Origin of the sequence: Pelodictyon luteolum DSM 273 (assembly GCF_000012485.1) — a bacterium.
Taxonomy (GTDB): Bacteria; Bacteroidota; Chlorobiia; order Chlorobiales; family Chlorobiaceae; genus Chlorobium; species Chlorobium luteolum.
The window spans coordinates 285,334-297,682 of sequence record NC_007512.1 but is presented as its reverse complement, the minus strand read 5'-3'; the positions used below and the strand labels follow the sequence as shown (position 1 = coordinate 297,682).

Sequence of the window (12,349 nt, the reverse complement as noted above, 5' to 3'; positions counted from 1 at the left end):
GCGTCCTCCTGTTTGTACCTCTTGCGGTCGTGTTGAAAATATGATCAGAACCCATACGCGGTCTTCAGCCTCTGGAATCACCGGCACTGCTCCTGACAAAAAGCGAAGCTAGCCAAAAAAGCGCAAAAATCACATTTTTTTATATCCCGAGGGCGGCCGCGCCTCCCTGATCCATCTCCATTCTGACTCTCGGCAGGCCTCCCGGGTAGTTTTCCCTGATGAAACCGATCATCTCTTCACGGACCAGGCAGCGAAGCTCCCATGCGTCCGAAGAGTTTCTGGCGCTCATGAGGGCACGAACCTCCAGCGAGCGGTCCGACGTATTCGTCACATGCAGTTTCACCACCCGCTTATCCCAGAGCGGTGTAGAGGAAACGATGCGCTCCAGCTCGCTGCGCAGTTCCTCGACGGGTATGGCATAATCAACGTAGAAGAACACCGTTCCGAGCAGTTCAGCAGAGACCCTCGACCAGTTCTCGAACGGCTGGTCGATAAAGCGGCTGATCGGAACGATCAGGCGGCGCTGATCCCAGATATTCACCACCACGTAGGTGAGGGTGATTTCCTCGATCTTTCCCCACTCTTTCTCCACGACGACCACGTCATCGATGCTGATGGGCTGGGTGATGGCAATCTGCACGCCGGCAATGAGGGTGGCAAGGCTTTTCTGGGCTGCAAAGCCCATGATGACACCGGCAATGCCGGCAGATGCGAGGATGCTCACTCCGACCTGGCGGACCGTATCGAAGGTCATGAGGACGGAGGAGAGGGCAAGAACCACCAGAATCACATTGAGGATCTTCCGGGCAAGGCTCGCATGGGTCGCGACCTTGCGTCGTGCAGCGCTGTTTTCAAGGGTTTTCGACTCGTAATGGAGCAGGACAAAGCGCTCAAGCACTATCAGCAGGCGCATCATGAACCAGGCCGAGGAGATGATGGCGAGAATGATAAGGAGGTGCTTGAGCACCGGCAACAGCCCTTCGGGCAGCGGCAGGTAATGGAGCAGGAGCGTTATGCCGGCAAGCTCCACAAGCAGCCGGAACGGGGCGGCGGCCACCTCCACCGGCAGGCCGGTACCCCTGACCGACCGGCGGATGTTGCGGACAACCCGCCCGAACACCGTGTTCGCACCGAAATAGAGCAGGATGGCGGAAAGAACCAGCAGGGCCGGCAAGAGGTAACCACCCTCAACGCTCTGCCAGCTTTTCAGAAACACTTCCACAGGCCGCTATCCCCTCATCCGTTCGAATTCACTCTTTGAGCGGCTGACGCAGTCTTCGATGGCCATGCCACCGAAATAGTTGCCCGACAGGCCGAGACCTTTCTTGGCTTTGAGCAGGGCGTCAGTTTTTTCGAGCCACTGGCGGTGGCCGAGGCGGAGCGAAGGCACCGTGTTCGTCTTCACATTGATATGCTCCATTTTGGCCATCGGGATGCCGAGCACCTCCATGATGCGGGTCTTCTTCTGCTTCTCCGGAAGGCCCGGCCTGAAATGGAACGAGAAGCCCCTGAAATGATCATCCGGCACCGTGTCGCGCGACACGACCGAATAGAACACGTCATTAGGGGAAATCAGCGCGGCAACCGGCTTCAAGGCAACCACGTCCTTACGGACGATGACGCCGATGGAGTCGACTTCAGCAGCTTTGAGCACCGAAAGGTGGCGCGACAGCTCCGGCTCCATGCCTTCAAGCAGCTTCGAGGAGACTGCCGACGGGGTGGCCAGCACAAGTCTCGCCGCGGCATATTCCTCTCCTCCCGCGGTGGTGACCCGGTAGTTTCCTCCCTCATGGCGCACAAGGGTGACTTCGCTGTCCGTGGCAACCGTGATGCCCTTCCGGCCGGCAATCGAGCGGGCGACACTCTGGAGGCCATCGCGGAAAGTATAGTTTTTCAATACGTCTTTGCGTTTCGGACGGCTCTTGAACATCATGTCGGCGGGAAAGTCGTCGGTGGGCTGCGAGGGAACAGCGTTGAAGAAGTGGCGGATCACCTCGTCGTAGTTCCTTTTGCCGACGATTTTCTCGTAATAGGAGCGGACGCTCTGGTCCTCTTTTTTAAGCTTGAAGATGTTCGGGGCCGAGAGCAGCAGTTCGCCGATGTGGAGCGAAGAAACGAGGGACTTCACCTTGCCGTCGATGAAGAGCGAGAATGGCACCTTGGCCCGGGGAATGATATCCCCCATCATACCGCAGGCTTCGACGATACCGAGCAGGTTCTGGTAGGAGCTGTAGCAGGTGTGTGCGCCCATCTCGAGCCAGAACGTCTTTCTGCCGATCTCGTAGCGGGGGGAGGCGAATGAGCCGCCCGCTTCAGCATTCTGTTCAAGCAGAAGAGGCCGCATACCGGCCTCGGCACAGTAAAACGCCATGCTCAAGCCGCTGATACCACCTCCGACGATCACTACATCATGTTCCATCATGGGTTGTCCAGGGAGTTTCAGAAAAAGAATTGAGAAAACAGTCATGGCGGAAAAGGAACGGCCTTTGCCGCCGGGGGTGGTTCGGCCGCCCCGCTCAATTTAGCGAAATCAGCCAAGAAAACACCACCCTAATTCCGGCGGTCCTGACACCTGAACGCGCTATCGATCCACCGCCTGAGAGAGCACCCTGCCCTCGCGGTAGTGGGCCGCATAGCGCACATAGTTCTCGGGCGACTCCTCGATGTTCCGCCTCTCCTCCTCGGTGATCGGACGCATGACCTTGGCCGGCACGCCTGCTACCAGCATCCCGGAAGGCACCCGGAACCCCTGTCGCACGAGCGCACCGGCAGCCACGATCGACCAGGGCTCCACAACGCAGTCGTCGAGCAGGGTGGCGCCCATGCCGATCAGCACATAGTCCCGGACCGTACAGGCGTGCAGGGTCGCACCGTGACCGATGGTGACGTTGCTGCCGATCTCAAGCGGTCCGGTATCGTGGGTCACATGCAGCGTTACGTTGTCCTGCACGCTCGTACGCTCCCCGATACGGATCGGGCAGACATCCCCGCGCACCACGGCATTGAACCAGAGACTCGAATCCGCCCCGATCTTCACATCCCCGATCACATACGAGCCGTCGGTCATGAACACCGTTTCATGCACCTCCGGCCATACCCCTTTGTACGGCATCACCTTGCCCATAATAACCTCTTGGAACTTGCTGGTTGGAAAAATACCGGCGCCCGTCCGTCCAATCGCGCCCTATAGCCAAAGTACACAATCTTCATTGGAAAAGTCTTGCCCCTTGCCGCACGAGTCCGTATTTTCATTCGAAGCATACTCTCCTGGGCAACAGCTCACTGAACCCTTGAACCACTATCTGAACGATGGCAATACAACCCGACGAAAAGTACTGCACCGAATGCGGAGCGCTGATCAACCGGAAAGCTGAGATCTGCCCGAAATGCGGCATTCGCCAGACCCCGGCCCCATTCACCTCGAGCCTTGGAGCGATCGCACCGAACGGGAGGAGCAGGCTTGCCGCCGCCCTCTTCGCCCTCTTTCTCGGCAGCCTCGGCATCCACAAGTTCTATCTCGGCAGCATCGGCTGGGGCATCATGTACATCCTCTTCTGCTGGACCGGCATACCCACCATCGTCGGATTCATCGAGGGCGTTCTCCTGCTCATCATGAGCGAAGAGACGTTCAACATGAAGTATGGCGGATCGTATGGCGGATCCTGACGCATCCTGCGGCCGGAACAAAGGCGGGATTTATTTGTACATTGAACATGACACGGCTTCCCCCGGAAGAATCCGGCAACAGCAACTTATCCCATTCCATGAGCGCAACCCTCAGCTGCACCGGACTGCAGAAATCCTACAACAAGCACCTGGTCGTCAGGGACTCGAACATCGCAGTCAGCCAGGGCGAGATCGTGGGGCTGCTCGGGCCGAACGGCGCCGGCAAGACCACCACCTTCTACATGATCGTCGGTCTCGTCCGTCCCGATCGGGGTGACGTATTCCTGGACAGCCGGAACATCACCAAGGAGCCGATGTACAAACGCGCACGGCTCGGCATCGGCTATCTGCCGCAGGAGGCATCCGTTTTCCGGAATATGACGGTCGAGGAGAACATCCTCGCCGTGCTGGAGTTCACCGACATGCCGAAAGCCCGGCAGCAGGAAAAAACCGACATGATGCTTGAGGACCTCGGCATCTCGGCCATCCGCAAGAGCATGGGCTACGCGCTCTCCGGCGGAGAGCGGCGCAGGACGGAAATCGCCCGTGCCTTAGCGCTCGACCCGAAGTTCATACTCTTCGACGAACCCTTCGCCGGCGTCGATCCGATTGCTGTCGAGGACATCCAGCAGATCGTCGAAGGCCTGGTGAAACGCAACATCGGCGTCCTCATCACCGACCACAACGTGCACGAAACGCTCTCCATCACAAATCACGCCTACCTGCTCTTCGACGGGAGCCTCTTCATGCACGGCACCCCGGAAGAGATCGCCAGCCATCCGGAAGTGAGAAGAATGTACCTCGGCGAAAAATTCAGTCTTGAGCGGTACTGAAGCATCCCTGCACCCCATGATTGCCGAACATCTCCTATTCCGGTCCGACGGCGGATTCATCCGCATTCCCATCTGGGGGCACATCCCCCTTTCGGGTCCACTGAAAAAGATCATTTCGCACCCCTCGTTCCTCCGCCTGAAGGGGATACGCCAGCTCTCGTTCTCCCAGCAGGTCTATCCGGGAGCCACCCATACCCGCTTCGAGCATTCCATCGGGGTCTACCACCTGATGAAGCTGATCCTGCAGCGCATGCTGACCAACCCCCTGGCCCTCAGCCTGCAGGGGGGGGAGTTCCATTTCGACGACCACAACTGCCGACTGCTGCTCGCAGCAAGCCTCCTGCACGACATCGGCCATTACCCCCACGCCCATATCATTGAGGACCAGATTCCCGTTGTCGACGGCGAAAGGGTCTTTTCGCACCATGAGGACCTTTGCGAGCGCTTCATACACGAGGAGCACCCCGGCATGCCGACGATCGCCGATATTCTCCGTCTGGACTGGAAGGTCTCGCCCGAAGCCGTCATTACCCTGATCAAAGACGGGTCGGGAAGCCGGTTCGGCAAGCTCATCAGCGGCACGCTCGATCCCGACAAGATGGACTACCTGATGCGCGACGCGCACCACTGCAACATCCCCTACGGCAGCATAGACATCGAGCGGCTGATAGAATCGTTCGTACCCGACCCGGAGCGCGAACGGTTCGCCATCACCGAAAAAGGCATCGCCCCGCTCGAGAGCCTCATGTTCGCAAAGTACATGATGATGCGCAACGTCTACTGGCACCACACCAGCCGGTCGCTCTCGGCCATGCTGCGCCGCCTCCTGCAGGACATCGCCACCGAGGGGCTGGTTGCGCCGCAGGCTCTCCGGGAGCTGTTCTACGGGAACGCCGATGACCGGGTGCTCTTTGAGCTGCGCGAACTGCTCGGCGACCGGACCCATCCGCTGCAGGAGCTGCTCCAGGACATCATCATGCGCAGGGTATACAAGCGGGCCATCACCGTGCAGCCTTACCTTGAGGAGTCCGGAGAGGCCGATGATCGCTGGTTCGCCTACAACAACGACAGCACCGTGCGCCGCCAGATGGAGCAGGAGATCTGCCGGTTCCTGAACGCACGCCACAACCTCTCGCTTGCCGGCCACGAGGTGCTCATCGATCCCCCCTCGAAAAAGGATATCTTCGACTATGCCGACCTTCGCGAACTCAGGGTCTACCCCACCCGGTCCGAACATGTCCACTATTCGCTCGAGCTCGAGGGAAAGTACATCCGCTTCGACGACCTCAACGAATCAGTCTTCAGCTCCGGCTTCATCCTGGCGTTCGAGCGCTATACGAAAAAGTTCCGCCTCCTCTGCCGCCCCGACCTCACCGGGTACATCGTTGCCGCACGCGAGGAGATCATGGCGATGATGCCGCGCTGAAGAGGAACGGCAAAAATCGTTATATTGTTGTAAGATACATACCAGCACACAGAGCCACGTTCACCTCATAACCCATCAGGCCATGGTACAGCAGCAGGATAAATTCTACAAAGGGATGTTTTTCGGAGCGGTCCTCGGCGCAGCAGGCGGAACCATCATGGGACTTCTCTTCGCACCCAACAAGGGCAGTGAAACCCAGCAGATCCTCTCCGGGAAGCTGAAGCACGCGCTTGAAAAGGCATCCGAACTTTATGAAGGGGACGATGACGGCGAACTGTACGGCAATGAAGCCAAGAAACGCTCACAGGAGATCATCGACACCGCACGCCAGGAAGCCCGAAAGATCCTCGATGAGGCCAACAGCATCATCCGTGAGATCAAGGGACAGCCGAAAGTCGGGGAGAACTGAGATATGCTCAGCTGGACCGGCGTCAATACGGAACATGACGGCACTGACCGGAAAAGCGTGCTCCTTCTGCACGCTTTTCCGCTTTCCGGCGCGATGTGGCACCCGCAGCTTCGCGCCCTTGATGAGAAAGGATACCGCGCAGTGGCTCCGAATGCATGGGGCATAGAGGGCTCCCCGGAACGGACCGGATGGACCTTTGATGATTACGCAGACGAACTTGTCCGGCTTATGGACAGTCTCAAAATAAGCGATGCCACCGTTCTTGGTCTCTCAATGGGAGGATACCAGGCCTTCGCACTAGAGAAGCGGCACCCTGAGCGGGTCCGATCCCTTGTCCTCGCCGACACCCGTCCCGAGGCAGATGCCCCGGGAGCGGCCGCGGCACGCGCAGACTTCATTGCCGGGGTCGCAGAGCGGGGAGCGGAGGAAGCGGTGAAACGGATGGTGCCGAACTATTTCACGAAAGAGGCGCCGAAGCGGCTGCAGCAGGAGGCAGCCGCCATGATCAAGGCACAGCCACCGGGCGCCATCATCTCCGCCATGCGGGCCATCATGCAGCGCAGCGACAGCACGGCGATGCAGAGCAGCATCAGCTGCCCGACGATGGTCATCTGCGGAGAACACGACACCCTCACACCGCCCGAAACCGCCCGGGCCATGGCCCTGGCCATACCCGGCGCGACGCTTGAGATCATAGCCGAAGCGGGACACATCTCGAACCTCGAGCAGCCGGAAGCATTCAACAAAGCCCTCTTCGGCCACCTCACCGGCCTCACCCGCTGAGGCCCGTGGCAGTGACGCCCTAAACCTCCAGAGCGTCGAGCAGGGAGAAAAAGTTCGGGAACGAGACCCCGGCCACTTCCCGGTCAGACAGCTCGATATCCTCACCGCAGGCTTTTGAGGCCACGGCAAAGCTCATGGCTATGCGGTGGTCGTCAAAGCACTCTACGACGACAGGCCCTGACGGCCGACCCTTCCGCCCTGTCACGCTGAGCCCCCCGGGCTCCTGATGGCATACGAACCCGAGCCGTTCCAGGTTCAGGGCGAGCGCCTCGATACGGTCGCTCTCTTTCGTCCGAAGCTCGCCTGCGTTCATCAGTTCGAAGCGCTCCGTTGCAAAAGCAGACAGCACACCGAGCATCGGCAGTTCATCTATCGCAATGGCTACTTCCTGTGGGTCGCTGATGACAAGCGGCTCCATATCCCGGGTCCCTTCGACCAGAATGTCTCCAATCGATTCACCGCCGACCGTCCTGCGGTTTTCGATAGTGACGGCCGCACCCGCACGGATGAGGATGTCGAGAAATGCCGCCCGTGTCGGGTTCAGGCAGACGTCGCGGATCATGATTTCAGACCCTCTTGCTAGCAGGCCGAGGGAGACGATGAAGCATGCGGCCGAAGGATCGGCCGGAATCTGGAACGGCCGGGCCTCTCTCTGCCGGCGGCCGGGCACCACGATGACCCGCTCTTCGTTTTCCACCCTTGGTTCCAGGCCGAGCATCAGTTCGGTATGGTTGCGCGAAGAGAGCGGTTCGTATATGCGGGTCTCCCCCTCTGCATGCAGGCCGGCGAACGCCACGAGCGACTTCACCTGGGCGGAAGCGACCGGAAGGCGGTAGTCTATCGCATGGAGATCTTTGCTCCCCGTAATGACAACCGGCGCCGTGCCGATAGGCGAGAGCGACACACCGGCACCCATCTGGATGAGGGGGTCTGCAATCCGGCGCATGGGGCGCTTCAGGAGGGAAGCGTCACCGACCAGCTCACTTTGGAACGGCTGCCCGGCCAGAATGCCCGAGAACATCCGCATGGTGCTTCCCGAGTTGTTGCACTGGAGCGGTGCCGACGGGGGCGTCAGACTCCACAGCCCTTTCGACTTAATCACCACCCGGAGGATGGCCGTGCCCCAGGGCCCCGGTACCTCTTCCTGCCGTACCGGTATGCCGCATGCCTGCAGCACGCCGAGGGTCGACTGGTTGTCGAATCCGGCCGAAAAGTTCATGATTTCAGTCTCACCGTCTGAAAGAGAAGCGATCAGGGCCGCTCGGTGTGAAATCGACTTGTCGGGAGGAAGCGAGGTGACCTCGCCCTTGAAAACACTCATGAGTCAAAAGGGTAAGTAGGTGGCGAAAAAAAAGCAGCCCCCCGAAAGGAGCTGCTGCGAGCATTGCTGACTTCAACAAGCCTCGATTAAGAGTTGCGTTCTTCGTTCGCACGCTGCGCTCTGCGCTTGCTGCGAGACCGTTTCAAACGACCGTCAACCGAAGGTTTGACAAAGTATGCGTTCTGGCGAAACTCCTTCAAAACACCTGCGCGTTCGTACTTCTTCTTGAAGCGCTTCAGCATCTTGTCGATAGATTCATTATCGTTCATCTGCACACTGACCAATGAAATTCACCCCCTTGGACGAGACGGATTTACCGTCGTAATTTCGTTTTGATTAAATCCGTAATGCTGTCGGAGCTCTTTTCCTTGGCAGGGGTCAGCTGCACGTTTTCAAGGAGCTGCTTCCTTCCGCTCTTACAGAATTCAACAATAATCACATAGGCACCGCTTCCGGTAGCCTGTTTTTCCCGCACCACACCCACCTCGTCAAGCGACTGGTGGTAAAGCGCGTCGCCCGTGGCATATATGCCGTGCGGCGAATAAATCTGGCACTCATCCGCTCTGAGCTCGTCAGGGCTCAGTTCACGATCGATCTGTATCTGCCACTCCTGCAGAAGATGCACCTGGTTGCACTGCATGCAGCGGATCCAGTACTGATTCTCAGCAGAAGGAACCGGCGTTTCGGCAATCTTCTTCTTCCCGCCCCGCTCCTTCTTTACCGGCGGCGGAAGCAGGGGATCATCCTCCCTCGGCTTGTCGCTCGGCATCCACTCCCCGACAAAGGCTTTCTCGGTCACCTGACCGCACCCGTCACAATAACAGGGCTTGATCTTCCCGTCCAATATGAACTGTCTTTTTCTGGACTCAACCTTCATTGCATAAACATATTGCTCGGTTATTGCGCTCTCCTGGTGAACCGCAGGGAGTATCGGCCATCGTTGGAACTGTCACCGGCATGGCATCCGGAGCCGGACAGGGCCGGGCTGAAACCGGACTTTGCAGGACTGCCTAGTTAAGTAAATACTGCCAAAAAAACAACCCGATAATTTCCAGCAGCCTTATTTGTGGGTCAAGGCATCGATAAGGTCTGATTTAGTAAGGAGTTGCAATTTCCCATCAAGCATGCTGATAAGCACGCCGGAGGCATTCTGCTGGAGTTTTTCCGACAGCTCCGAAATTGCGGCGTCCGGCTGGCACACCGGGAAGGGCGGTTCCATGAACCCCACGACCTTCGAATTCATCGCATCGTCGTTCTCAATGAGGATGGAGAGGATGCGGTTCTCGCTGATGCTGCCGATGGGAGCGTTGTAGGATACGATCGGCAGCTGCGACACATCGTTCTGCTTCATCATCTCGAACACCTCGGCAAGAGTGTTCTCGGGATAGGCAACAATCAGGTCACGCTGTGCCTTGAGGCGGAGGATGTCTTCGGCCGTAATCTGCTCGAGGGAGGATTTTTCCCGACGATAGAAACCGTGCTGGCGCATCCACTCGTCGCGGTACATCTTGCTGAGGCTGTAACCGCCGAAATCGCTGAGCACTGCCACAACCGTGGCGTCGGGTCCAAGGCCGGAGGCCGCATTGAGAGCTGCCATCATGACGGCGCCGGAGGCGCTGCCGGCAAACACGGCCTCGGTCCGGAGCAGTGCCCGCCCGCAGTTCATGGCGTCTTCGTCCGATACCTGCACGACCTCGTCGATAAGTGAAGGATCCCAGAACCTGGGCGGCGTTGCTGCACCGATTTCCTCAAGTTCAGAAAAAGCGGCCGGGCCCGGCACGCCGCTCTTGAGAAGTCCGGCAAATACCGATCCCACGGGCTCGACACCGATCAGGCGGATCGCGGGGTTCTTTGACTTGAGGAACGCACCGACCCCCGATGCCATGGCTGCGGAGCTGAGCGGAACAAATACGTGGGTGATGGCCCCGTCCGTCTGGCTGAAGATCTCAGGGCCGGTGGAGTCCCGGTGCACCTCGAAGTTGAGGGGGTGGTCGTACATGCCGGCGAAAAAGGCGTTAGAGAGGTTCCCGACAAGGCTTTCGGCCACGTTCATGCAGCTTCGCGCCTCACCCGGCAGGGCATCCGAAGGGGTGATGACCAGCTCGGCGCCGATGGCCCGCAGTACATCCTGTTTTTCGCGAGAGATCTTGTCGGGAGCGACCAGCAGCAGCTTGTAGCCGCGGCTCGCACCAGCCATGGCAAGTGCAATGCCGCTGTTGCCATAGGTCCAGTCGACGAGCGTCATGCCGGGGTGGATGAGATTCTTTTCCTCGGCATCGCGCACCACTGCCGCCGCAACCCGGTAGTAGTGGGAACATGCGGGGTTCATGTACTCGAGCTTCGCCATGACCTTCGCCTGCATCTGGCGCGGCATCTGGCGCAGGAGCACCATCGGGGTCTCTGTCTTGAGTCCGAGGATATCGTTGTTCGGCATCGGCATGCTGTCGAGAATAGTGGTTGCAGGAGGGAAAGAGGCCCCTTCCCGATAGTCAGATGAAAATATACAAAACCACTGAACGAACCGTCTCGATTCAGGGCAAAGCAACTCTTTGCATGCTCAAAGGTACTCAAATTATTCCTTTTTCAGTCAGCAGGCGCCATCTACCCCGCTCCGGCGCTGCTGAAAATCCGCATAATTTTTAATACTTTGCAAGAAATCCAGTAAACCGAAGTGCCACGCACCGCCTATGTGCCCCAATGCACCCGAACCCATGGCTGAAGCCCTCATCAGGCTTCAGCACCTGCAAGAGAATGCCCGGCTCATCAGAAAGAAGGCCGGCGTGCCGCTGATGGCCGTCGTGAAGGCGAACGCATACGGGCACGGCGCCCGTGAGACGGCCCGCGCTCTTCTGGCTGAAGGCATAGGACATTTCGGGGTGGCCAACATCCATGAAGCCATTGAACTCAGGACCTGCGGCTCTCTAAAGAGGCCTGCCGCCATCCTCTCATTCTCCTCCCCCCTGCCGTCCCAGATACCCTCCTACCTGGAGCACGGCATAGAGATGACCGTCTGCGACCCCGCAACCCTCAGGGCGGCAGAGGCTGTGGCATCGGGAGCCGGCGCCACCATCGGCGTCCATCTGAAGGTCGACACCGGCATGGGACGGCTCGGGCTTTCTCCCGCTGAAGCCAAACAGGTCCTGCAGGAACTCCCCCGCTGCCCGCATATCGAGCTCAGGGGAATCTACACCCACTTCGCCGACAGTTCGTTTGACAGGGCATTCACCCGAAAACAGCTCGAAGCGTTCAGGGCTTTCACCGGAGAGTACGAACATGCCTCCGGCCGCAGGGTCCTGAAACACGCAGCCAACAGCGGCGCCATCCTCTCTGAACCGGACGCCACCTTCGACATGGTCCGCCCCGGCATCCTCCTCTACGGCTGCCACCCCTCAAACGATGCCCATCTGCGGCTGGATGTAAAGCCGGTCATGCAGGTAGAAGCCCGGGTCGTCTTCCTGAAAACCGTCACGGCCGGCACCACCATCAGCTACAACCGTACATGGAAGGCAGCGGGACCACGGATAATCGCCACCATAGCGGCTGGATACGCCGACGGCTACCACCGGTCGCTTTCAGGGAAAGCCACCGTCAGCATCAACGCCATCACCTACCCGCAGGTCGGCACCATCACCATGGACCAGATCATGGTCGACCTCGGTACCGAAAGCGATGTCAGGGTCGGCGACCGTGCCGTCCTCTTCGGCTGGGACGGGATGAGGGCAGAGGAACTTGCCTCGCGGGCCGGCACCATCAGCTATGAACTCCTCACCTCCGTTTCAGCGCGCGTCCTGCGGACCGTTGTATAAAGACGCCCGGCAGCCCCTCATTCCATGCACAGCCGTTCCGTACTGCAGGACGGCACCACGGGCCCGCGACAGCATACAACGGGGCCGCTTCATCATGCGCTGTAT

13 protein-coding genes are annotated in these 12,349 nt (G+C 59.0%); 6 read left to right on the top strand and 7 right to left on the bottom strand.

The window, feature by feature from the left end:
- Nucleotides 1-139 precede the first annotated feature (139 nt).
- From PLUT_RS01515 to PLUT_RS01505, 3 genes are all read right to left on the bottom strand, one after another.
- A complete protein-coding gene (locus tag PLUT_RS01515; RefSeq protein ID WP_011357055.1) occupies nucleotides 140-1,222 on the bottom strand; it encodes a mechanosensitive ion channel family protein in 1,083 nt (360 codons plus the stop codon).
- 6 nt (nucleotides 1,223-1,228) lie between these two features.
- Complete coding sequence (locus PLUT_RS01510) at nucleotides 1,229-2,422, bottom strand: protoporphyrinogen/coproporphyrinogen oxidase (protein ID WP_041463724.1); 1,194 nt, start codon at nucleotides 2,420-2,422, stop codon at nucleotides 1,229-1,231.
- Between the two features lie 159 nt (nucleotides 2,423-2,581).
- Nucleotides 2,582-3,124 carry a gamma carbonic anhydrase family protein gene (locus PLUT_RS01505; protein WP_011357053.1) on the bottom strand — a complete coding sequence of 181 codons (543 nt, stop codon included), beginning with the start codon at nucleotides 3,122-3,124 and terminating at the stop codon, nucleotides 2,582-2,584.
- Nucleotides 3,125-3,309: 185 nt separating this feature from the next.
- Between PLUT_RS01505 and PLUT_RS01500 the strand changes: the two genes are divergently transcribed.
- From PLUT_RS01500 to PLUT_RS01480, 5 genes are all read left to right on the top strand, one after another.
- Nucleotides 3,310-3,666, top strand: a complete 357-nt coding sequence (locus PLUT_RS01500; protein ID WP_011357052.1) for a TM2 domain-containing protein — start codon at nucleotides 3,310-3,312, stop codon at nucleotides 3,664-3,666.
- 98 nt (nucleotides 3,667-3,764) lie between these two features.
- Entirely contained in the window at nucleotides 3,765-4,499 is a 735-nt protein-coding gene (gene lptB / locus PLUT_RS01495) for an LPS export ABC transporter ATP-binding protein (protein WP_011357051.1), read from the top strand.
- A 16-nt stretch (nucleotides 4,500-4,515) separates the two neighbouring features.
- The gene (locus PLUT_RS01490) at nucleotides 4,516-5,925 is read left to right on the top strand and encodes an HD domain-containing protein (protein WP_011357050.1); all 1,410 of its coding nucleotides are present in this window, start codon (nucleotides 4,516-4,518) and stop codon (nucleotides 5,923-5,925) included.
- Between the two features lie 82 nt (nucleotides 5,926-6,007).
- Nucleotides 6,008-6,334, top strand: coding sequence for a YtxH domain-containing protein (locus PLUT_RS01485; RefSeq protein ID WP_011357049.1), 327 nt, complete (start codon nucleotides 6,008-6,010; stop codon nucleotides 6,332-6,334).
- A gap of 3 nt (nucleotides 6,335-6,337) precedes the next feature.
- The gene (locus PLUT_RS01480; protein ID WP_011357048.1) at nucleotides 6,338-7,117 is read left to right on the top strand and encodes an alpha/beta fold hydrolase; all 780 of its coding nucleotides are present in this window, start codon (nucleotides 6,338-6,340) and stop codon (nucleotides 7,115-7,117) included.
- A gap of 19 nt (nucleotides 7,118-7,136) precedes the next feature.
- Here the strand turns inward: PLUT_RS01480 and aroA are convergent, their stop codons facing one another.
- The 4 genes from aroA to PLUT_RS01460 all read right to left on the bottom strand — a co-directional run bounded on the left by aroA (nucleotide 7,137) and on the right by PLUT_RS01460 (nucleotide 10,872).
- A complete protein-coding gene (gene aroA, locus PLUT_RS01475) occupies nucleotides 7,137-8,438 on the bottom strand; it encodes a 3-phosphoshikimate 1-carboxyvinyltransferase (RefSeq protein ID WP_011357047.1) in 1,302 nt (433 codons plus the stop codon).
- Between the two features lie 86 nt (nucleotides 8,439-8,524).
- Nucleotides 8,525-8,722 (bottom strand): 30S ribosomal protein S21, encoded by a 198-nt coding sequence (rpsU, locus tag PLUT_RS01470; RefSeq protein ID WP_011357046.1) that lies wholly within the window; start codon nucleotides 8,720-8,722, stop codon nucleotides 8,525-8,527.
- A 29-nt stretch (nucleotides 8,723-8,751) separates the two neighbouring features.
- Nucleotides 8,752-9,315, bottom strand: coding sequence for a hypothetical protein (locus PLUT_RS01465; RefSeq protein ID WP_011357045.1), 564 nt, complete (start codon nucleotides 9,313-9,315; stop codon nucleotides 8,752-8,754).
- 183 nt (nucleotides 9,316-9,498) lie between these two features.
- Complete coding sequence (locus tag PLUT_RS01460; RefSeq protein ID WP_041463977.1) at nucleotides 9,499-10,872, bottom strand: pyridoxal-phosphate dependent enzyme; 1,374 nt, start codon at nucleotides 10,870-10,872, stop codon at nucleotides 9,499-9,501.
- Between the two features lie 277 nt (nucleotides 10,873-11,149).
- Between PLUT_RS01460 and alr the strand changes: the two genes are divergently transcribed.
- Nucleotides 11,150-12,244 (top strand): alanine racemase, encoded by a 1,095-nt coding sequence (gene alr / locus PLUT_RS01455; protein WP_157858111.1) that lies wholly within the window; start codon nucleotides 11,150-11,152, stop codon nucleotides 12,242-12,244.
- Nucleotides 12,245-12,349 lie beyond the last annotated feature (105 nt).